General features: G+C 39.1%; 17 protein-coding genes and 1 tRNA gene. 4 read left to right on the top strand and 14 right to left on the bottom strand.

Annotated features, from left to right (window positions below):
• Nucleotides 1-4 precede the first annotated feature (4 nt).
• Both argB and argC read right to left on the bottom strand, forming a co-directional pair.
• A complete protein-coding gene (gene argB / locus H5119_RS05985) occupies nucleotides 5-772 on the bottom strand; it encodes an acetylglutamate kinase (RefSeq protein ID WP_182701580.1) in 768 nt (255 codons plus the stop codon).
• Nucleotides 773-1,783, bottom strand: coding sequence for an N-acetyl-gamma-glutamyl-phosphate reductase (gene argC / locus H5119_RS05980; RefSeq protein ID WP_182701579.1), 1,011 nt, complete (start codon nucleotides 1,781-1,783; stop codon nucleotides 773-775).
• Between the two features lie 221 nt (nucleotides 1,784-2,004).
• Here argC and argE point away from each other — a divergent pair, with 221 nt between their 5' ends.
• On the top strand, nucleotides 2,005-3,165 hold the full coding sequence (gene argE / locus H5119_RS05975; protein ID WP_182701578.1) for an acetylornithine deacetylase: 1,161 nt from the start codon (nucleotides 2,005-2,007) through the stop codon (nucleotides 3,163-3,165).
• Between the two features lie 98 nt (nucleotides 3,166-3,263).
• On the opposite strand, the gene H5119_RS05970 is transcribed toward argE, so the two are convergent.
• Nucleotides 3,264-4,196, bottom strand: a complete 933-nt coding sequence (locus H5119_RS05970) for a hypothetical protein (RefSeq protein WP_182701577.1) — start codon at nucleotides 4,194-4,196, stop codon at nucleotides 3,264-3,266.
• Nucleotides 4,197-4,271: 75 nt separating this feature from the next.
• On the bottom strand, nucleotides 4,272-5,657 hold the full coding sequence (gene radA, locus H5119_RS05965) for a DNA repair protein RadA (RefSeq protein ID WP_182701576.1): 1,386 nt from the start codon (nucleotides 5,655-5,657) through the stop codon (nucleotides 4,272-4,274).
• A gap of 351 nt (nucleotides 5,658-6,008) precedes the next feature.
• On the opposite strand from radA, the gene H5119_RS05960 reads away from it, so the two are divergent.
• Nucleotides 6,009-8,480 (top strand): PilZ domain-containing protein, encoded by a 2,472-nt coding sequence (locus H5119_RS05960; RefSeq protein WP_182701575.1) that lies wholly within the window; start codon nucleotides 6,009-6,011, stop codon nucleotides 8,478-8,480.
• A gap of 20 nt (nucleotides 8,481-8,500) precedes the next feature.
• Here the strand turns inward: H5119_RS05960 and serB are convergent, their stop codons facing one another.
• Nucleotides 8,501-9,529: a phosphoserine phosphatase SerB gene (serB, locus tag H5119_RS05955; protein WP_182701574.1), complete on the bottom strand. Its 1,029-nt coding sequence runs from the start codon at nucleotides 9,527-9,529 to the stop codon at nucleotides 8,501-8,503.
• 150 nt (nucleotides 9,530-9,679) lie between these two features.
• Here serB and H5119_RS05950 point away from each other — a divergent pair, with 150 nt between their 5' ends.
• The gene (locus H5119_RS05950) at nucleotides 9,680-10,300 is read left to right on the top strand and encodes an AhpA/YtjB family protein (protein ID WP_096793605.1); all 621 of its coding nucleotides are present in this window, start codon (nucleotides 9,680-9,682) and stop codon (nucleotides 10,298-10,300) included.
• Here H5119_RS05950 and H5119_RS05945 read toward each other — a convergent pair.
• The 4 genes from H5119_RS05945 to prfC all read right to left on the bottom strand — a co-directional run bounded on the left by H5119_RS05945 (nucleotide 10,267) and on the right by prfC (nucleotide 15,613).
• Nucleotides 10,267-11,034 (bottom strand): TatD family hydrolase, encoded by a 768-nt coding sequence (locus tag H5119_RS05945; RefSeq protein ID WP_182701573.1) that lies wholly within the window; start codon nucleotides 11,032-11,034, stop codon nucleotides 10,267-10,269. The two genes, H5119_RS05950 and H5119_RS05945, sit on opposite strands and share 34 nt — an antisense overlap.
• 21 nt (nucleotides 11,035-11,055) lie before the next feature.
• Entirely contained in the window at nucleotides 11,056-11,694 is a 639-nt protein-coding gene (gene pdxH, locus H5119_RS05940; RefSeq protein ID WP_033028926.1) for a pyridoxamine 5'-phosphate oxidase, read from the bottom strand.
• Nucleotides 11,695-12,223: 529 nt separating this feature from the next.
• Nucleotides 12,224-13,966: an arginine--tRNA ligase gene (gene argS / locus H5119_RS05935; protein ID WP_138585097.1), complete on the bottom strand. Its 1,743-nt coding sequence runs from the start codon at nucleotides 13,964-13,966 to the stop codon at nucleotides 12,224-12,226.
• 57 nt (nucleotides 13,967-14,023) lie between these two features.
• Nucleotides 14,024-15,613, bottom strand: a complete 1,590-nt coding sequence (prfC, locus tag H5119_RS05930) for a peptide chain release factor 3 (protein ID WP_138585098.1) — start codon at nucleotides 15,611-15,613, stop codon at nucleotides 14,024-14,026.
• Nucleotides 15,614-16,169: 556 nt separating this feature from the next.
• Between prfC and H5119_RS05925 the strand changes: the two genes are divergently transcribed.
• On the top strand, nucleotides 16,170-18,842 hold the full coding sequence (locus H5119_RS05925) for an ATP-binding protein (protein WP_182701572.1): 2,673 nt from the start codon (nucleotides 16,170-16,172) through the stop codon (nucleotides 18,840-18,842).
• Nucleotides 18,843-18,856: 14 nt separating this feature from the next.
• Here the strand turns inward: H5119_RS05925 and rimI are convergent, their stop codons facing one another.
• From rimI to guaB, 5 genes are all read right to left on the bottom strand, one after another.
• Nucleotides 18,857-19,324 (bottom strand): ribosomal protein S18-alanine N-acetyltransferase, encoded by a 468-nt coding sequence (rimI, locus tag H5119_RS05920; RefSeq protein ID WP_182701571.1) that lies wholly within the window; start codon nucleotides 19,322-19,324, stop codon nucleotides 18,857-18,859.
• On the bottom strand, nucleotides 19,311-19,676 hold the full coding sequence (locus H5119_RS05915; protein WP_182701570.1) for a hypothetical protein: 366 nt from the start codon (nucleotides 19,674-19,676) through the stop codon (nucleotides 19,311-19,313). Before H5119_RS05915 ends, rimI begins: the two co-directional genes overlap by 14 nt.
• 65 nt (nucleotides 19,677-19,741) lie before the next feature.
• Nucleotides 19,742-19,818: transfer RNA gene (locus tag H5119_RS05910), tRNA-Trp, on the bottom strand.
• A 155-nt stretch (nucleotides 19,819-19,973) separates the two neighbouring features.
• On the bottom strand, nucleotides 19,974-21,551 hold the full coding sequence (gene guaA / locus H5119_RS05905) for a glutamine-hydrolyzing GMP synthase (protein ID WP_182701569.1): 1,578 nt from the start codon (nucleotides 21,549-21,551) through the stop codon (nucleotides 19,974-19,976).
• A gap of 270 nt (nucleotides 21,552-21,821) precedes the next feature.
• Complete coding sequence (gene guaB, locus H5119_RS05900) at nucleotides 21,822-23,291, bottom strand: IMP dehydrogenase (RefSeq protein WP_182701568.1); 1,470 nt, start codon at nucleotides 23,289-23,291, stop codon at nucleotides 21,822-21,824.
• Between the last annotated feature and the right edge of the window lie 80 nt (nucleotides 23,292-23,371).

Genomic DNA, 23,371 nt, shown 5'->3' with positions numbered 1-23,371 from the left:
AAACCTATGGTGTAATCTTCGTTCCGACATGCTTGCCTTCAAGCAAGTCAGTTAAATTTTCTGGCTTTTGCCAGCTGGAAATATACACACCGCGTCGTAAATGTTGGGCAGCGTGAAGGCTGGTCTTAACTTTGACCTCCATCCCGCCCACAATTACTCCTTCATCTATTAAAGTATCAATGTGTTTTGTGTCAAGTTGATGTAGCGGTTGTTTATTTACGTCAAGTACCGCTTCTACATCCGTCATAAAAATGAGTTCTGCGTTTAAATTACTAGCAATAGCCGCTGCAGCTTCATCAGCATTTACGTTATACCAAAGGCCTTGCTCATCAAAACCGATAGAGCTAACGATCGGTAAGCGGCCAAGTTTAAGTAAATCGTTAATAATAGAATCATCGTTACTTGTGCATTTACCTACTAAACAAAGTGCTTTTAACTTTTGTGTAGCGCTAACACCCGCCTCGAAAAGACTCAAACCAACAGGCTTATGACCAGTACGAATAGCTTGAGCCATTAATTGTTTATTTGCACAACCTGCGAGTGCACCCACTATATAAGGCATTTGCTCTGCTGGACTAATACGTAAACCTTGGTGTTTAGCACTAGCAAAACCAGCCCCTTTTAGCCACGTGTCTACTAAAGAACCACCGCCATGAACAATTACAAACTGAGCATTTTGTTGCTCATTAAGTACATCAAACAATGCTTTAGCCGCGTTTTCTGTATTAAGTACAGCACCACCTAGTTTAATAACCCACGTTTCTTTACTCATTTAAAACGCTCCTTTTAAGCCCGTGGTATGCTCTAAATTCATTGATAGATTAATACACTGTAAAGCTTGACCTGCAGCACCTTTTAATAAATTATCTATTGCTGCAATAACAATTAATTGCGATCCTTGCTGCTGCCAACCAATATCAACATAAGGTTGCTTAGCTACACCTTTTATTGATGGGATTTTATCGCCTAATAAACGAATAAGTGGCTCATCGGCAAGTACCTGATACGCTTGTGTTACTTGCTCACTTGTTACCTCAGGCTTTAACTGCACATAAATAGTTTCTAAAATACCACGAGGAAAATTGCCTAAGTGCGGCGTAAATAAGACTTGGTGACCAAGGTGTTGCTCAATTTCAGGACCGTGACGGTGGTTAAATAAACCATAAGGAGCAAGTGATACCTCACAAAAATGAGTACCTACACTGGCTTTACGCCCAGCACCAGTTACACCCGACACCGCATTAATGATAATACGTTGCTCGCTTAACAAACCTGCTTGTTGTAGGGGTTTCAATGCATTAAGTGCAGCTGTAGGGTAACACCCTGCCACAGCAACTAATTGAGCTTCAGCAATTGCATCGCCATTCCATTCAGCTAAACCATAAGCAGCTTTATTTAATAACTCAGGATGTTTGTGCTCAAAACCATAGTAGGTAACGTAATCATCATTGCTCGCAAGGCGATAACCGCCAGATAAATCAAAGACCTTTTTACTCATTGCTAAAAAACGCGGTGCTAAATCAACACTCACTTTATGATCAGTACATAAACACACATAATCAGCACCAATTTGGATGTCATCAAAAGCTGATTCACTAAGAGGAAGTAATGGTAGGTCAAGCAAGCCGAGATGCTCTGGGTATAAATCACTCAGCAATTTTTTTTTATCTAAGCTACCCTCAGATACATAACAGCCTGTTAACGTTAAGTTTGGGTGTTTAGCAACTAAACTTGCTAACTCTGCGCCGCTGTATCCACTTGCGCCAATAATCACTACATTCATTTGTTACTCGTTATCTTAAAATTAGTTATTACTTACCTATAATGTTCGCTTAAACTAGCCTTGGCGCTAATTCAGCCTTTTATTAATGAATTTTGATTATCGTCGCACTGTTTTCATAACGTTACTTTCAATATATTTATGCTTAAAAAGTGAATTGATATTCATCATAAATACTTTTATATTGTTATGCAATTAAATTGAATACTTATTTTGGATTTTTTATGCCTTTGCCATCGTTTATTTCTATGTATCAACAATTGATTGCAGCCCCGTCTATCAGTGCTATTGAAGACAACCTGTGTATGAGCAATAAAAACGTAATCGAACTTCTTGCGAGGTGGTGTGAAACACTTGGCTTTACATGTGAAATCATTGAATTAGAAGGAGGCAAAGGGCGCTATAATTTATTAGCCAGACGCGGAGAAGGTGATGGTGGGTTAATGCTTGCGGGTCACACCGATACAGTACCGTTTGATGATAGCCGCTGGAATCACAACCCATTTAAACTTACCGAACTCGATAATAAATTATACGGGCTGGGAAGCATTGATATGAAAGGTTTTTTTGCTTTTGTGCTACAAGCTGTTAGTGAACTTGATGAAAAACAGCAAACTCAACCTATTTTAATACTCGCCACTGCCGACGAAGAAACTACAATGGCCGGTGCACAACAAATTTGTAGGCACCCAAATTTAAAACCTGCGCGCTGTATCATTGGCGAACCGACTGATATGACTCCAGTATTTACACATAAAGGACATATGAGTACAGCAATTAGAGTAATTGGACGTTCAGGGCATAGCTCCGATCCCGAACGTGGTCTCAACGCCATAGAAATCATGCATAAAGTGACTTCAAAATTATTGATCTTAAAAGAGCAGTTAAAGCATAAATATTCATTAAGCCACTTTAAAATACCTTACCCTACATTGAATTTTGGTAATATTCATGGTGGTGACAACGCGAATAGAATTTGTGGTTGCTGCGAAATGCATATAGATATGCGACCGCTTCCAGGGCTAAGTGTGAAAGAGTTGCAAGCATTAGTACTTGACGCAACTAAAGAGATTAATCAGCAATACCCTAATGCGGTCAGCGTCATTGATCTACACGAGCCGATCCCCGCTTTTACTGGCAGCACCGACAGTGCTTTGGTGATATTAGCTGAAAAAATAGCAGGGCAAAAAGCCATTGCAGTAAATTACTGTACCGAAGCACCTTTTATTCAGCAACTAGGGTGTGAAACTATTGTAATGGGGCCAGGCTCAATTAACCAAGCACATCAACCTGACGAATTTTTAGCAATGGAAAAAATAAAACCATCACAACAAATAATCACCGATATTATTAAAGTAAGTTGTTTTGGCGATCAAAATTACTAATTAGCCTGAACTCTGGTTAATAACTTAAAATAACAAAGGCGCCAATTGACGCCTTTGTTATAGGTACATAATTAAATATTTATCTTTAATTAGCTTGGTTAACTACCTTTAACTTCTAAGTTAATAAACTTAACCAGCTCTTCAGGTTGGCCCATTAACATCATTATTTGTTGATTCACTTCTATCATCGTTTTACCTTCAGGTAATTTTGCTGACATAGAAAATGAGTTTAATCCTTTCACAAAACCACTGATTGCTTGTGCTATTTCTGGGGTTACAGGGGCCTGTTGTAGCTGCTGTTCAACCATCATCTGCATTTGCTCTAACGTCATGCCCTGCTTTTTAAGTTCGCTTTCTAATAGAGCTTTAAGATCACCTTGATCATTTAAGACGAAATTCATACTGCGAGGCTCTAGCTTACTGATAGCTTGCATAATTAGCGTTTGTTCTTGTAACTGCTGCTCATAAGAAAACGATTCATTATCTGCTTCTTGCTGTGTTTTATTGATCGCAAGAGATGCATCCATTAGCGCTTTAGAATTCGCCAATCCAACATCCATATTAAAACTAACAATATCTTTTGCATCAAGCTTAATAACGATATCACTGTCGCCTGAGTTTTCATCATAATCTAATGACGAGTGTAAATCGTAACTTGCCGATGCTAACATTGTATTTGTATCTGCTGGTAGCTTCGCTACGAAGTCTTTATTAAATTGAAAGCTTTTTACATCCAGTGATGTATACGGTGAAATTTTATCTGTTTCATAACCAGTCAATTCAATGCTTTGAATATGCGCCACGTTATCACCCTCTGGGCTCGTAACTTCCATATTAATAATTTCCACACTTTTAGAAATGACACTGGCCGACAGCTCTGTATACTTAAACGTAGCACCTGTTTGCTCAGTAACTAAAGCTAGTTGTTTATCTACTTCTGTGCGAACTTCTTGCGTTGCCACGTAATTTGCGTAACTTACGCCACCAATACCGGCTGCAATAATAGCGACAGCTATAACTAATTTTTTCATTTTATTTCCTTATTCTATTCTTTATATAAACCAACTCAGCTCAAGAATAACATTGAGAACATTATCGGTTAAGTGTTAATTAATTAGGCTAAGTAGCTCATGCACTGTTTTTACTGGGGTGATTTTAGCGCCCAGTCCTTCCATCGATTTATGATAATTACGAAATGGAATAAATATTTCAGTAAACCCATGCTGCGCCGCTTCCTTAACTCGCGGTACACCGCTGTCAATTGGGCGTACATCGCCATTTAAGCTAAGCTCGCCCATAATACACGTAGTACGAGGCACAACAAATTCATTCAAGCTACTAAGCAGTGCGGTAACTAGCGCTAAATCAATACAAGTTTCTGTTTCATCAATTCTTAAACCACCCACAATATTAAAAAATGTATCATGAAATATTTTAGTTTTAGTGTGCTTGCGTAATATACCAGTCAGCATTTTTATGCGGTTCATATTTAAACCAACGCACACACGCTGTGGAAATTCCGCCTCGATTTCGGTGGTTAAACATTGAATTTCGAGCAATAAATTACGATTACCTTTACGAATGCAGGTAATTGTGGAGCCTGGTGAGTCGGTCGTTGATCCTGATAAGAAAATTTCACTTGGGTTATCAACGCTTAACATACCGCGCTCACACATTTTAAAAATGCCCACCGTATCAATATCACCAAAGCGGTTTTTATTTGCACGAAGCGTTCGAATTTGCCCATCATTGGTGTCAATATGTAAAAGCGCATCTACTATGTGCACCAGCGTTTGCGGGCCGGCTATTTCATTATTTTTATTTACATGAGCAATGATGAACATAGTGACATCATTTTGCTTACAGTATTGAGTTAATGCCTGAGCGGCGCTTTTTACTTGTGAAGGCGAGCCTGGGCTACCATTTGCAGTATCCGTTACAACTGCTTGAATAGAGTCAATAACTGCAAATTTAATTTTATTTTTATCAAGCTCTTCAATTATCGTTTCAACGCTAGTTTCTGAAAGTAAATAAAGTTCATCAGCGTTATAATTTAGTTTTAAACGATTTACTCTGTTTTTAAACTGCGATAAAGACTCCTCAGCCGTACAGTAAAGTGAGGGCATACGTTGTGACATTCTGGCAACTAAATCTGATAGTAAGGTTGTTTTACCTGCACCAGGATCGCCCGATATAATATTAACCGATCCCGTTGTTACGCCTCCGCTTAAAACACGATCGAGTTCACCTATTTCAGTTAGCTGTTTTTCAGCTTCAGATGTCGTAATATCATTAATTTTTTTAGAGCCGCCACCAATTCCACCAGCGTAACCTGCAACACTGGCTCTTACTGATGATTTTTTACTTTGCCCTGCTGAGGGTTTAAATTCTGCTAATGTATTCCATGCACCACAACGGCATTGCCCTTGCCACCGCTGGTAATTCATACCACATTCAGTACAAACAAACTCTACTTTTGCCGCTTTTGCCATTAATAACCTTACCTACTATTTTTTAAATATTTACTATTAAATACCTACTTTAGCATTTCAAACTCTTGCTTAGTAACATACTCTTGTTGTTACAAGACTTAACACAACAATTATTGCATGCAAATGCTGTTTTCTTTTTTTCTCTAATTTAGGGCATACTTATTGCTTTAGAAATGGTTTAAAGTAACTTGCCAATAAAATGGCGCATAACACATAATAACAAGAGCTAAATTACAATTACTCAAATAATCATACCTGTATTAATAACGGTGCGATTTACGTTAATTAATTTTCTAATAAATTAGCTTCTCAGTATACCTACTTTTAAATTAGACGGTGATGGTTTTATAAATGGCTGATGACATATTACTCAAGCACGAAGACCTTGTGAATGAGCTGAAACAATATTTAGGTAATACTAAGTTCGACCTAATTTTCAAATCGAAAACAACAGGGCTAACCAAACCTGAACAGTTTTTAATTAAAATGGAAATGTCGCGTTTATCTCAGCCTGTTGCCCGCTTTATTGACTTACGAGGTTCAGTTAGCGGGTTAGTAAAACCTTACGAGCATAATGGTAAACAGCACTTCATGGATGATGCTGCTATTGAAGCGTTTGAAAAAGCCTTAAAACAATACGGTGAATATACCTTGGCTGTTTACGAGGCGGTACTGAGCACAAGAAACCACAATCGGGATATACAAGATAAAGATCAGGAGCAACAGCAAGTACTAGATAGCCTATTAAGCACCGATGTAGTTAAATTTGCCTCTTACGAAAGCCGTTGCGAAGAGCGGATGAATTATTCAATTAAAGTAACGATTGAATATAATGATAAGAAAAACATTTCTGCTAGTACCTCTGATATTTCCTTAAGTGGCTGTAAGGTAAAGCTTGCCACTGAAAATATTATAAGAAAAGGTCAGCTAATAGCAATGCGTCTGGTTGGCCTTGAACAAGATTTTGAGCTAGGTTTAAAAAATGGCATCCAATATGAAGTTGTTGCTATTGAAAATACCTCTCCTGAATTTAATCATGTTCGACTAAAGCGTACCTATATAGAAAAAAACGATACCTTCGATAACTTTTTAAACAGCTTTATCAACGGGAATAAACGTCGCTATAAAGTTAATCTAGATAACACACTTGATGCGGTAGTTTCTAAAGGCTATGAGCAGTTTTATATTCCACGTGTAACGTCGTTATATGTATTTTTAAGTAAAAAAGATGAACAGTATTACCCAAGCCTGAGTTTAACCACTGAAAACAACATTTTTATTCAACGATACTTTACTGACGAAAGAAAAGCGTCATGTTTGTATAGCGTGCTTAACCACAAGCGCATTAAAAAACTGCTTACTCAACCTACGGCTATAAAAGAAGATTATCTTTACACTTTTACGCATATCGTATCTGGGAAGATTTATTATTACTCAGCCACCCGCAGCGAACTTAATACTAATTCTGAACTAAAAAAATTATTTTTAGGCCTAGGTAGCCAAAAAGAAAATTGGCAATGCTTTAAAATTCAAATAATGCCAAGTCATCCAAGCGACTCATATATCCCTTTATCACTGCCAAATAGCGTAAGCGCAAACATTGCAAAACTAAATCGCCCACCGATCCCACGTGTTGAAGGCCTTATAAAAAACGTTAAATATTTAGTTGTGTTAACAAGTGTTGGTAATTCTATTGAAAAACATAATTACCAAAGAACGGATTACGATAAGTCTCTTGTTAATCAACTAAAGTTATTTGGGCATACTAAGCACAAAGTTCCTCCACATTTAGATACCGTCGCCCTGGAATATATAAATTTGCGCTCACAAAAACGCTATTTATACAAAACGTCTGTAGAAGTAAATATTAATGGTGTGACTATTGATGGCCATACTCGGGATTTTTCAGTGATGGGTTTGCAGCTAGAATGCAAACAATCGACCACATTTAGTAAAGGTGATATTGCGCTACTCTCATTCCCTGATCTACAAAAAATAACGAAAAACTATAATCTAAAAGAATTAAAATATGAAGTTATGGCCGTTGGAAAAACACTCGTCACATTAAATTTAAAAGCAAATGAGGAGGCTGATGCAGAGCATACTGGGGTTGGCTTTTTCACCCAGCTAATTGAAAAAAATAAAGATAAGTTAAAAATATCCGAAGAAGAGCCTGAAGTTGAAGGTATTTCTACCGCCTTAAGAAATATGGTGACAAAAAGTATTTGCCAATTCCCGTTATATCTAAATAAAGAAGCAGCCCACTTTAAAATTGGCGCTGTAGGTTTTGGCTTATACGCAAGCCCACTACATACAATTTTGCAAAATTTTGGTCTATTAAATAATAAAACAGACTTTTCGAGCATATTAAGTAAAGAAGATCTTTTTAATGTTATTACCCCCAATATAAAAGATCGCAGCCGAAAAGATCCGCCTTTACCATTTACCCTTGTTATTAATTTTAATCCTCGCGTAAGCAACATTGAAGATGCAATTACAAGCCAATGTATACTCGGCGATGATTATCAAAAAAGCTTAAAGCAGATAAAAAGTGGCATTAAATCTGAACTCATTTTCGTTATGCGTTTATTTATATCTCGCACCGGCCGCCCCGATACTGATTATTTATCTAATGAGCTGAAGTATGTAACTCATTACGCTATTCACAAAGCAAAGGAATTAGAGGATGCATTATGGTCTGTGACTGGTGTAGGTGACATAGTAGATATTACGGAGGAAGCGCTTGGCCATTTAGACCTTAATCAGCAAGAAGTTGAACAAATGGGACGTCGTAAACTCATGTGGTTAAACCGCTTACGCTAAGCGGTTTAATTTAAACAACTCTAAAGAGCGGGCTCTTTATCTAAGGGAATAGCCAACATATACAACAGTTGTAGTAACGATCCTTGGCAAATAGCCGCTTGAGCTTGTTCAACTACTTTAGCCTTGCCATGCACTGCAACACCCAAACCTGCTTTAGCCATCATCACTAAATCGTTCGCGCCGTCACCAATAGCCACTGTTTGCGTTTTTATAAGCCCTAGCTTTTGCTGCAATGACTCTAAAACCACCGCTTTTTGCTGCGCATCCACAATTGTGCCAAGCACTTTACCCGTTAATTTATTATTCTTAAACTCAAGTATATTTGCATGTACTTCATCTAAGCTAATCAACTCTTGCACTCGCTCTGCAAACGGTACAAAACCACCCGATGCAATTGCTAAATACCAGTTGTGCTGCTTTAAAATTTGGCATAATGCTTTAATACCGGGCATTAAAGGGAGTGAATATTTTAATTCTTCAATTAAGCTTTTTTCAATACCCTCAAGCTTAGCCACTCGTTGATTTAAGCTTTCGCTAAAATCAAGCTTACCCGCCATTGCAAGCGCAGTAACTGACGCAACGTCATCGTATACATTTGCTAAGCGTGCTATTTCATCAATGCACTCAATCGTAATCGCTGTTGAATCCATATCCATAACCAATAAGCCAGGCTCATATAAGTTAGGCGGTGTATTAACTTGTACAAGCTGACACTCTAAGGTTTTTGAGAGCGCTTGTAGCACTAATGGGTTTATAGCTTGATTTGCATCTTGGCTATAAAAACACATTGCGGGTGCTAACTCTAAATCAGGCTGATATTGGCATAATGCCGTAACGCCTTGATTATGCTTAGCTAAAAACGCTGCAATTAATTGGATTTTTTCACTATTAAAATCCCCTGCGAATGCAATACTAAATAGCCCACGCTGCCTATTTGGAGTACCATTGAGTGGCAAAAAAGTGGTGCCTTGATAACTAAACCATTGATTTAATGTGAGCGTTGATAGTGATTGCTCAGCATTGGGCTGTGCCATGCTTGTTTTCGACATGGGATCTCCGTGTTTATTTTTATTATCCTGATATAAAACTAATTGATGTTAGGTATTATTAGCGCTAAATTCGCCATCAGGTAGGATTTAAGGTTATAGTAGTAGTTGTAACATCAAATTAAAATCCTGTCAGTAGCATATACGGTGACTATGAAAAATAACCATCTTAAAAATCCAATCTCGGCATCTCAAAAAAAGCGACTTGTGCGTTTATTTCTTGCGGCTGCCTGTTTTGTATTACTAAGCTGGGTGGGTGTAAACAGTAGTTTTCAAAGCCATCAGTTACTTTACGATAGCGCCGATAGCACAGCAAAAAGCCTGACTCAATTTATGGCCTTAAATGTTAAAACACCCCTTATCGAAAAAAACAAACCACAGCTTAATGCTATTTGTAACGATATAAGCAAAGACGAGTTTGTACTTTCAGCCACTATTTACGATCAGCAAGGCATTTTAATAGCCAGTAGCGATAATTGGCAATCGCACCATATTTTTGGCCAACTTCCTGATTCAACCCCTGGCATTAGTAAATTAAAAACCCCTTTTGTAGAGCCCGTAGTTAGCGATGACGACCGTCCACTAGGATTTGTGTCAGTCACTTATTTAACCCGCTCAGCCATAGCGCAAAGTCATAGCCATTTTCATGACTTAGGTCGCCAAGTACTATTAATGCTAGTGATTGCCTGTATTTTTACGTGGCAATTAGGGCGTGGATTAAAAAGTTGGCAGGTAAGTCGTTATATCCGAAAAACATCTGAGCAAGAATCATAAAGGCATTTTGCAAGCGTATCTCTCTTACTGTGTGGCTTTAAATCACACAATGCATTAAACACATCGGGTATATGCAATGGCGTGTTAACTTCACCTTGATAGCCGCTTAAGGGCATTGAGGGAGAATCTGTTTCTAGCACTAAATTCTCTGGCTCGATAGCAGCAATAACAGCCCGTGTTTTAACTGCGCGCCCATAGGTAATAACACCGCCTACTCCTAGCTTAAAGCCCTGCTTAATATAATACTGCGCATGTTGAATTGACCCCGAAAATGCATGGATCACTCCCCCATTTTTTGGCTTACAACGTTTAAACGATTGCGCAATTAAATCATGGCTTTGTCTATGGTGCACAATGATTGGCAAGCTTAGCTCGTTTGACAACGCTATTTGCTGCTCAAACAAAAAAGTTTGTTTAGACAGGTTTTCAATACTTCTATCAAGCCCACATTCTCCAATAGCCACAAGCTGATGCTTATTTGCAGTCGCAAACTCATATAGCGCTTCAATGTGCGATTCTTGATGTTGTTCTAAAAAATAAGGATGTAACCCTGCGGCTATTTTTATACTTGGATAGGTTGCTTTGAGCTTTATGAGAGTACGCGATTGAGCAAGCGTAATACCTGGCACAATAAACTGATTAACTCCCTTTGCTACACACTCGTTTATAAGTGACTCACGGTTTGAGTCAAATTCACTAAAATCGAGATGGCAATGAGAGTCAATAAATTGCACGGTTATTTACTCATCGATTTATTAAGGATTTAAGCGTGTAATTTGCCAGCTGTTATCTGCTTGGCGCTGATATATAAAGCGGTCGTGCAAACGATGCGCTCCGCCTTGCCAAAACTCGATTTTAGTAGGTACTACACAATATCCCCCCCAAAAATCAGGTAATGGAATTTCACCCTTAGCAAATTTGTTTTTCATGTTAGCAAACGTTTCCATGAGTACTTTACGTGATGACACCGGACGACTTTGCGCTGAAGCCCACGCGGCTAATTGGCTTTCTTTAGGGCGTGATAAGAAGTACTTAGCCACAGCAGAAGTTGGTAATGGTTTAGCCTCGCCATAGACAATAACTTGGCGTTCCATGTGATGCCACGGAAAGTGCAAGGAAATTTTATTATTACCTTTAAGCTCTTGCGCTTTACGCGAGCCGGTATTAGTAAAAAACACAAACCCGTTATCATCTAAATGTTTTAAAAGCACAATACGCTGTGAAGGTTGACCAGTTTCATCAACGGTTGCTACAACCATTGCAGTAGGATCGGGTAGTTTGCTTGCTACCGCATGCTCAAGCCACGTTTCAAACTGCTTAAACGGATCATCTTGCAAGTTATCTTCGCTTAACGCGTCTTGCAGGTATTCACGACGGATATCTTCGAGTTTCATAACAAGTCCTTTAAATAAAGCCTTAGAGAAGAGCTTAGAGTAGCGAGCTTAAAACATTAGATGTTGAGTAATAACAAATATCGAGTCTCAGATGTATCGTTGGGTTTCGTTTCACTCAACCCAACCTACAACGTAAACTACACAGCTCAGATATCTGCAAGTGTAGAAGTGCTGACAAGACAGAGTGCTTTTTTATGCCAAGGAGTATACATTTAGTATGTGACTTAGGCTAAATAGTTTTACCAACGCAGCTAAAGCGAACTACACAACTCAGATATCTGCAAGTGTAGAAGTGCTGACAAGACGGAGTGCTTTTTTATGCCAAGGAGTATACATTTAGTATGTGACTTAGGCTAAATAGTTTTACCAACGCAGTCAAAGCGAACTACACAACTCAGATATCTGCAAGTGTAGAAGTGCTGACAAGACGGAGTGCTTTTTTATGCCAAGGAGCATACATTTAGTATGTGACTTAGGCTAAAAAAGCACGACAACGCAGTCAAAGCGAACTACACGCTGCAGAAGGTGATTACATTTGATCCATGACTTCGATGCCTAGTAAGTCTAATCCCGTTTCTAGTGTTTTAGAAACCAAATTACACAGCACTAAGCGGCTATCACGTACATTTGGCTCTACACCCTCTTTTAGTACTGGGCAGGCTTCATAAAATGTCATGTATAAGCTTGCTAGCTCATATAAGTAACCACATAGTACGTGCGGTGTTGCTTCACTGATCATTAAATCAAGTACTTCTTCAAGCTGTAGTAGCTTAAGTGCTAGCGCTTTTTCTTGAGGCTCAACAATTGTAACGTCTGAATTTAATGTAGCTGCATCAACGCCTGACTTACGGAAAATACTGCGTATACGTGTATAAGCATATTGTAAGTAAGGAGCGGTTGCGCCTTCAAAGCTTAGCATGCTGTCCCAGTTAAAAATGTAATCGCTGGTACGGTGCTTAGAAAGGTCAGCGTATTTAACTGCGCCAATACCTACTTTACGGGCAATTTCGCTGCGCTCAGAATCACTTAAATCAGACTCACGTTCAGCTAGTTTTGTTGCGGCACGGTTAATTGATTCTTCTAATAAGTCAGCAAGTTTTACTGTGCCGCCAGTACGTGTTTTAAATGGTTTATTATCGGCGCCCATCATGGTGCCAAACGGGCAAAACTCGTAACTTGTTTCGTCTCGTAATAAACCCGCTTTACGCGCTGTTAGCTCTACTTGATTAAAGTGTAGATTTTGACGTGCATCTACAAAAATTAAGATGCGATCAGCACCTAATTTATTTGAACGATAATCACATGCTGCTAAATCGGTAGTTGCATATAAAAAACCTCCGCCAGATTTTTGTACGATAAACGCTGATGGCTCGCCATCTTTGTTAGCTAGCTCTTCTAAAAATACAACTTGCGCGCCTTGTGACTCTACAGCAATGTTTTTATCTTTAAGTAGGCTAATAATATCGTTAAGTTCTGCGTTGTATGCGCTTTCAGCCATAATATCGGCTTGAGTAAGCGTTACATTTAAACGTTTGTATACTTCTTCAGAGTGCTTAACTGAGGTTGCTATAAATAGTTTCCACAGTTTTTCACAATGCGCATCGCCACCTTGTAATTTAACAACGTAGTCACGTGCTTTATCTGCAAAGCCTTCTTCGTCGTCAAAGCGTTTTTTAGCGTCGCGGTAAAACGTTTCTAAATCAGCAAGTGCTACAGAATCTAAATCAACGCCTTGGCTAATTTGATCTTCTAAATGCGCGATTAACATACCAAATTGTGTGCCCCAATCACCCATGTGATTTTGACGTACAACCGTGTCGCCTCTAAATTCAAGCGCACGTACAATTGAGTCACCAATAATGGTTGAACGTAAATGACCTACGTGCATTTCTTTAGCAAGGTTTGGAGATGAGTAATCAACAACCACTTTTTGTGGGTTAGCGTGCTCATTTACAGCAAGCTTTGCATCACTGTTAGCTGCTTTAACGCTTTGTGCTAAAAACTCAGGCTTTAAATGAATATTAATAAAACCAGGGCCCGCTATTTCAGTCTTTTGAGCAATATCGCTTACATCAAGGTTATCTATAATTTTTTGTGCAAGTTCACGTGGGTTGCTTTTCATTTTTTTAGCCGCGCCCATAGCTGCATTAATTTGGTAATCACCAAATTGTGGACGTGTGCTTTGCGTTACTGCTGGGTTTGTATCTTCGGGTAAGCCTGCACCCGCCATAGCAGCAATGGCTTTTTCGATTAAAATAGTACGAATATTCATATTTTTACCTTTTTAAGCCCGCCAAAGCAGGCTTTCTTTAATTCTGATAAGTTAATTCTAGTTTTCGCGAGTGTGGTTAAATGTTACCTCAGGGTAACGCTCCACTGATAAGTTAAGATTTACACGGCTCGGCGCAATGTAAGTTAAGTTATCGCCACCATCGAGCGCTAAATTACTTTCGCACTTACGCTTAAAGTCTTCAAACTTTTTAACATCGTCACAGCTTACCCAACGCGCTGTATTTACGTTTACACCTTCGTAAATAGCATCTACGTTATATTCGGCTTTTAAGCGCGCTACAACTACATCAAACTGAAGTACACCTACCGCGCCTACAATTAAATCGTTGTTTATAAGCGGTCTAAATACCTGCACAGCCCCTTCTTCAGAAAGCTGTACTAAGCCTTTTAATAATTGCTTTTGCTTAAGTGGATCGCGAAGACGAATACGACGAAACAATTCAGGCGCGAAGTTAGGAATACCACTAAACTTAAGTTTTTCGCCTTGCGTGAACGTATCACCAATTTGAATGGTACCGTGGTTATGCAAACCAATAATGTCGCCCGCGTAAGCATCTGCTGCGCGTTCACGGTCGCCCGCCATAAAGGTTACCGCATCAGAAATACTCACTTGCTTGCCAATTCGCACATGATTCATTTTCATGCCTTGGCTGTACTTACCCGATACAATACGCATAAATGCAATACGGTCACGGTGTTTAGGGTCCATGTTGGCCTGAATTTTAAATACAAAACCAGTAAAGTTTTCTTCGGTTGCAACAATAAGTCTGTCTTCTGTTTCGCGAGGCAGTGGCGTTGGTGCCCATTTAGTTAAACCATCTAACACGTGGTCAACGCCAAAGTTACCTAGTGCAGTACCGTAATAAACAGGTGAAAGTTCACCCGCTAAAAACAGCTCTAAATCAAATTCGTTTGATGCGCCAATCACAAGTTCTAGCTCATCACGCAATTGCACAGCCAAATCTTCGCCAATAGCAATATCTAGCTCAGGGTTATCAAGGCCCTTAATGGTACGTACTTCTTGTATTTTATGACCTTGGCCTGATTTGTATAAAATCGCTTCATCGTTATGGATGTGATAAACACCTTTAAAGTCCTTACCACAGCCTATTGGCCAAGTAATTGGAGCACAGGCAATATTTAGCTCCGTTTCAACTTCGTCTAGCACTTCCATCGGGTCGCGAATTTCACGGTCACATTTATTCATAAACGTAACAATTGGTGTTGTACGTAGGCGTGTTACTTCCATTAACTTACGAGTACGGTCTTCTACACCCTTTGCCGCATCAATAACCATTAAACATGAATCAACCGCAGTGAGTGTGCGGTATGTATCTTCAGAAAAGTCTTCATGCCCTGGCGTATCAAGTAAATTAACCAAAGCGTTGTTATATGGAAACTGCATTACAGAAGTAGTAACCGATATACCACGCTCTTTTTCCATTTCCATCCAGTCAGATTTTGCATGCTGGTTAGAACCACGGCCTTTTACAGTACCGGCTCGTTGAATAGCTTGCCCAAATAACAATACTTTTTCGGTAATGGTTGTTTTACCCGCATCTGGGTGAGAGATGATAGCAAAGGTGCGTCGTTTATTAATTTCACTAAGGAGATTTTGATCTGCCATTAAAAAGTTCTTTTAGTTTGTATACGGATATTATCCACTTTAAGTATGCTGAGCTTTCAAGGCTTAACTAATACCAATTGCATTAAATCAGTGTTCTATTATAGCGATAAAAAATAGCACAATAACACGGCGAAATTACACATAGAGTTGTTCTCTATGAATAATTTTTAACGTAGTTAGTGAGTTATTTAATACCCTAAAATAATCATGTTTTTAATAAAATTGCTAAATTGCAACCACGAAAGCTCAACATACCATCAGAAAAGCCCCAAATTGGCTCTTCACATGCGATCCGTTATGTTAATCGTAATTGAAGACTATTTTCGCTGATCTTGGCCTTATAAACAATCAATGGTTAGTTATTAGCTGATCTTTTTATTCAAGGCCTCTGAGTTCTAAAATAAAATGCCAAAGTTCACCTCACAGCTCCCTATTATTTATACACAAGCTTCTTTAATTTGTTATAGAAATTAGCCATCAAGACACCTACAGACTTGTGTAATATAGCGGTTACGCATATTATTGATAAATTGCATGGAGGATAAGTAGTTTGGTCATGAAAACCAGTAAGTTAAGCATTCGATTATTATGGTATATAACGCCACTTGTTATATTGCCTTTATTATTTTTAGGTGGCTTTACACTTACTAATGTGACTAACTCAACACAAAAGCAAGCTGATCTTATTATGAGCCGCTTTGTTGAGCAGCAACAGCAAAAAGTATTTAATTACATTGATTCTTTTCACTCCACTACCAAATTACTTTCAACCTCCCCTGTACTGAGTGATTTTTTAGCAAATGATGTGCATGTCAATGGAAATTATACGCGTAGGCTAGGCGCATTAATGGATGTATTTGCCAGTTACAGTGAAGCCTATCCCGATATAATAAGTATTAATTTGGTTTCGGCCAGCGGAAAAAGTGACGCCTACTATTCTAATAATTTAACCACAGCGCCTAAAAGCTATCCCTTTATGGATAAAGTGTTGCAGAGTAATTTAAGCCAGCAACAATTTATGGAACAAGAATCCGACGGTACCACCAACCTGTACTTTATTCAGCGCATTTACAGCGTTGATTACTACTTAAAACGCCCACAACAGCTAGGTTTTATTGTTTTACATGTTGAGCCTTCAATCCTTAACACCAGTATTTTAGAAGCACCTTATAACAATACGCTTAATTTACTGCTCACCAAAGACGGTAAAATATTATTTAGTTCTGATTACAGTATGCGTGGCCAATACATTAGTGAATATGAGTTAAATAAAATTCATGATTTAGCTGATATAGGCACACTTTCGACTATCGAGCTATCCAGCATTGATAAAATAGAACGTATGATTTTTGCGGTGCAAATGAGTGGAGGATATTATTATGTTTCAACCATTCCAAAAGCCCTACTTTATCAATCGGGTAAAGCCATTAGTTTAATTACCGGTTTAATTGTTATTATTTCGGTGATCACCTTACCTATATTAATTTTTGTGGTTGTTCGAAATTTACTGTTAAATCCTATTGAGCTTTTAGGTGCGGCCAGTCATCGCGTCGGTGACGGTGATTTAGCAGTCGTTTTACCCGCGCATACGAACGATGAAGTGGGTGTGTTATTTAACGATTTTAATCACATGGTTAGTCAAATAAGGCACTATCAAGAACAAGTAGAAGAATACAAACATCACCTAGAAGATAAAGTAGAAAGCCGAACTAAAGCACTTGAGGCAATGAATAGTCAACTTGAAGTTGCAATTACACAAGCAGAGCAAGCAAATCAACTTAAAAGCCGCTTTTTGGCAAATATGAGCCATGAAATACGCACACCATTGACTGCTATTATGGGCTTTACAGAGCAACTATTGCATAACGATAAAATAACCAACGACAAGCAATACTTAAGCACTATTTTACGTAACTCTAAGCACTTATTAGAGCTAATTAATAACATTTTAGATTTATCAAAAATAGAAGCAGAAAAGCTCGCTGTAGATCAAGCGCCTATAAACGTCGTGCAACTAGTGCACGATATTAAATCGATTATTGAACCATTAGCACAAGAAAAACAACTCACCCTAACCATAAATTATAACCTCCCCTTACCTTGCACTATATACAGCGATATTACTCGTTTAAAACAAATACTCATAAATATAGCTAATAACGCAGTGAAATTTACCGAACAAGGTAACGTCTCCATTTGTGTGCACTATCATCCACGAAAGAAAGCACTCGAATTTGTAGTAACAGATACGGGTATAGGCATGTCGGAGCATCAAATAGAGCGCGTTTTTAAGCCTTTTGAACAAGCTGATGCAACCACAACACGTCGCTTTGGTGGCACAGGACTTGGATTGTGTATTTCTAAAAACTTAGCGCAATTACTTGGTGGCGATGTCGTTTTAAAAAGTGAAGTTGGTGTAGGGAGTCGATTTGCAATTAGCGTGGCATGCCATTTAAGCGGGAAAAAGCCTGAACTTGAATTACTAACAGAGCATAGCCAACTTACTCCTGAAAAAGACCCGCTGCTATCATTTGCCACCAATCATTTTGATGCCAATATTTTAGTTGCCGAAGACAACCCAGATAACCAACTATTAATAAAACTACTCTTACAAACGTGGGGTCTTGAACCTGATATTGCCAGCAATGGTGCCCAAGCAGTTGAAATGGCATTAGTTAACGACTATCAGCTCATTATTATGGACATGCAGATGCCAGTTATGGGCGGATTAGAAGCCACTAAAATGCTGCGCCATGCCGCTTATGATGGCCCTATCATCGCGTTAACTGCAAATGTAATGAACCATGATATAGACACTTATTTAAATGCAGGCTGCGATAAAGCCCTTGGTAAACCCATAGACAAAGACGCACTAGAGAGCGTATTGGTGAGCTACCTGCATCTTGAAAAAGATAACCAAAACAAATGGGATAGTTTATTAAAAAGTGAAAAATTTCAACAAATTGCAGATAACTATTTAGCTAACTTGCCAACCTATTTAAATGAAGTAAAAGCACTGCAACACTCTGATGATTGGGAAGCACTACGCAGCGTTGCGCATAGTATAAAAGGCAGTGCGGGGTGTTTTAATTTTGACGACATCTATCAAACTGCAGGGGCGCTCGAGGATAACCTAAAAAGCAATAACAAGGTCCCTAGAAATGAGTTAGTTAATAATTTAATCGCCGCAATAGAGCATTCAATAGATACAAATAACAAACTGCTGTAAGCCAAAAAATAGTATTATTGAAAACCTAAACTTAATGCCATACCCATTAAAATAGCGTCTTCAAAGCCATTTTTTGCAGGGTTGTCGCTTGGGTAATAGTTTTTACGCACTGACATTTCAATAAAGCCTGCGCGTTCATACAGGGCAATTGCGCGCGTGTTAGATTCGCGTACCTCTAAAAATAAGTTTTCAGCGTTTTGTTGCTCACCGTATTCAATAAACTGAGCTAACAACTGCTTAGCAATACCCTTACCTTGTTGGCTTGGCATTACACAAATATCCATAAGCGTAAAATCGGGTCCTGCTTTTTCGCCAATATAAAAACCAATCATGCTCGCATCATCAAATGCGGCAACATTAAAATAGCGCCCGCCTATGCATGAACTCATTGTATTTAATGTCCACGGGTGGCTATGACACGCAGTTTCGATAGTCATTAACTGAGATATTGCGGTTTTGTCTACTGATTTAAAGTTTATCAAGGTATTCACTCATTAAAGCCCATAAAGCGCGCTTATCGGCCGTGCTGAGCTGTGGTGTTGTAAGTACTAGCTGATCGCCTTTTAATTGCATCTCAGCGCTTTGCACAACGCTATTAATAGCAATAGGGACTGCTGCACGTTTAATATCTGCAAGTAACTGACTAGAAAGCTCTATCGACTCAAGCACATTATTTTGTGGTGCTGTGTCAGGTGCATGACTACTTGCCGCAACACTATCGATTAAAAGATTATCTGCAGGAAGGCTATCTGCTGGAAATGTATCGGCTGGTTTAAAGTGTTTATTTAACTCGAGGTTTTCAATACCAAAAACAGCTGCGTACCGTGAATGCATAACGACTCGATGAAATTAGTAAGTAAGGTAATATAAGAATTAATAAATACGATGTAAAGAAGAAATGGCAGGGGCGGAGAGACTCGAACTCCCAACCATCGGTTTTGGAGACCGCTGTTCTACCAATTGGAACTACGCCCCTGCAATGACGACGAATTATAGAGAAGTTTCGCCAAAGGTAAAGAGAAAAATCACACTTTTAGTTCAACTGCTTTTTAAATAAACAAAACGGCGGATTAGCATGCTAATTCGCCGTTTTTTAATCACTTAACATTAGTTAATTAAAACTAAAATTAATTATTCCCATTCGATAGTTGCAGGTGGTTTACCTGAAATATCGTAAACAACACGAGAAATACCATCAATTTCGTTAATGATACGGTTTGATACCACACCTAAAAACTCATACGGTAAATGTGACCAACGCGCTGTCATAAAGTCGATTGTTTCTACACAACGAAGTGATACAACCCAATCGTACTTACGTGCATCGCCCATAACCCCTACCGATTTAACAGGTAAGAATACCGTAAACGCTTGGCTTACTTTATGATAAAGCTCAGCTTTGTGTAGCTCTTCGATGAAAATCGCATCAGCGCGGCGTAATAAATCACAGTATTCTTTTTTGATCTCGCCAAGTACACGCACACCTAAACCAGGCCCTGGAAATGGGTGGCGGTATAACATGTCGTACGGTAAACCAAGCTCTAGGCCAATTTTACGTACTTCATCTTTAAATAATTCACGTAATGGCTCAACAAGCCCCATTTTCATGTCATCTGGTAATCCGCCCACATTATGGTGAGATTTAATAACATGCGCTTTACCGGTTGCAGATGCCGCTGATTCAATAACGTCTGGGTAGATTGTACCTTGCGCTAACCATTTCGCATTTTTAAGCTTTTTGGCTTGCTCATCAAACACATTAATAAATGTATGGCCAATGGCTTTACGTTTATCTTCTGGGTCAGACTTACCAGCAAGGTCATTTAAAAACTGCTCTTCAGCTTCAACTTTAACAATATTTAAGCCAAATTTATTACCAAACATGTCCATTACTTGTTGGCCTTCGTTTAAACGAAGTAACCCATTATCAACAAATACACATGTTAGCCTTTCGCCAATTGCACGGTGAATAAGCATAGCCACAACCGATGAATCAACACCGCCAGATAAGCCTAAAATAACTTCGTCATCGCCAACTGTTTCTTTAATTCGTTCGATAGCATCATCGATAATTTTTGCCGCAGTCCACAATTTTTCACAGCCACAAATATCAATAGCAAAACGCTCTAATAAACGCTGACCTTGATGTGTGTGCGTTACTTCTGGGTGAAACTGTACGCCGTAGAAACGTTTAGCTTCGTTAGACATTGCTGCATGTGGGCAAGTAGATGTTTTAGCTGTTGTTGTAAAATCAGCGGGAATATCTATTACTTTGTCGCCATGGCTCATCCAAACGTCAAGTATGCCGTTGCCGCCATCAGTAATGTGGTCTTCAATTGCATCAAACAATGCACAACTGCCTGCTTTTTCAACTTGTGCGTAACCAAACTCTTTTTTATCAGAGCTGTGTACACTTCCGCCAAGCTGAGCTGCCATTGTTTGCATACCGTAGCAAATACCTAGTACAGGCACGCCTGCATTAAATACATACTCAGGAGCGCGCGGGCTGTTTTCAAGTGTTGTTGATTCTGGGCCACCAGAAAGAATGATACCTTGTGGGTTAAACTCGCGGATTTGCTCTTCAGTCACATCCCATGCCCACAGTTCACAGTAAACACCAATTTCGCGTATACGGCGCGCGATTAGTTGCGTGTATTGTGAACCAAAGTCTAAAATGAGAATTCGTGAATCGTGAATATCTTTGCTCATGGAGTATCTCGTAAAGTAGATGCTAATGCTAAATGCCGCTTTGAATACCAATTTTATTAAACATTACTAATTCTTGCAGGCTAAATAACTCTCTAACCACGTTAAAAATTTCTTATTTAGAAGAAACTAAAAATCGAAATTTTTGCCTCGTTATTGAGCCATTTATCTGTCGCAATAATTGACCACTTTATTAATGCAATTGGTATTTATATAAACGACTAAAAAGAGGGCTTGCAAAGCAAGCCCAGTATATTAAATTAATTACGCTGCTTAACCTAAGCGGTAATTTGGTGCTTCTTTAGTGATTTGCACATCATGAACATGCGACTCACCCATACCTGCAGATGTAACACGTACAAACTGTGGTTTTGTATTTAGCTCTTCAATTGTTGCACAACCAGTTAAACCCATAGCACTTCGTAGGCCACCCACTTGCTGATGAATAATCGTTGCAATTGGACCTTTGTACGCTACGCGACCTTCAATACCTTCTGGTACTAGCTTGTCTGCTTCGTTTGATTTTTGAAAGTAACGATCTGATGAACCTTCTTTTTGATCCATCGCGCCCAATGAGCCCATACCACGGTAAGATTTGTAGTAACGGCCTTGGTATAGCTCAACTTCACCTGGTGCTTCTTCGGTACCAGCAAGAAGAGAACCCACCATTACACACGACGCACCAGCAACAAGTGCTTTAACAATATCGCCAGAAAAACGAATACCGCCGTCAGCAATAACAGGAATGTCGCGACCTTTTAAGCCTTCAACAGCATCTGAAATAGCCGTAATTTGTGGAACGCCACAACCGGTAACAATACGTGTAGTACAAATAGAACCTGGGCCTATACCTACTTTAACTGCATCCGCTCCCGCATCAGCAAGTGCAACCGCACCTTCAGCTGTAGCTACATTACCCGCAATAATTTGTAAGTCTGGGTACTCTTTGCGTGTTTTAGCAACACGGTCAATAACACCTTGAGAATGGCCGTGTGATGTATCGATAAGTAAAACATCAATACCCGCTTCTACTAGTGCAGCAATACGCTCATCAGTACCTGCACCAACACTTACAGCTGCACCTACACGTAAACGACCTTGGTCATCTTTACATGCATCTGGCTTATCTTGGGCTTTTTGGTAATCTTTTACTGTGATCATGCCTTTGAGTTTAAATTCATCATCAACAACTAAGATTTTTTCAATACGGTGTTCGTGCATTAAGCCTAAAATTTCTTCGCGGGCAGCACCTTCTTTAACGGTAACAAGCTTTTCTTTTTTAGTCATAACGGTAGAAACAGGCTGCTCAAGCTTAGTTTCAAAACGCATATCACGGCTAGTAACAATGCCTACAAGCACATTATTGCTATCGGTAACCGGAAAGCCTGAAAAACCTTTTTCGTGCGAAAGCTCAACTGCATCAGCAATTGTTAAATCGGCAGTCACCGTTACAGGGTAAGAAACAATACCTGCTTCGTAGGTTTTAACTTTACGTACGTTTTTCGCTTGTTCTTCAATAGTCATGTTTTTATGAATAAAACCAAGACCACCTTCTTGCGCAAGGGCAATAGCTAAACGAGCTTCTGTAACAGTATCCATAGATGCTGAAATAAGCGGCAAGTTAAGTTTGATACCACGCGTTAAGCGAGTTGAAATATTTGCCGTGTGTGGCAAAACAGTAGAATGACCAGGTACTAAAAGTACGTCATCAAAGGTAAGAGCTTCTTTAGCGATTCTAAGCATTTTGGCAACTTCTCACATGTGGATCTAAGATAAGGAATTGCGGCCAAATTTTAACAGCGTTGTTGGCATGAGTAAATAAT

Source organism: Pseudoalteromonas sp. SG45-5 (assembly GCF_014164085.1).
GTDB lineage: Bacteria > Pseudomonadota > Gammaproteobacteria > Enterobacterales > Alteromonadaceae > Pseudoalteromonas > Pseudoalteromonas aliena.
This window is presented reverse-complemented; position numbering and strand designations above follow the sequence as displayed.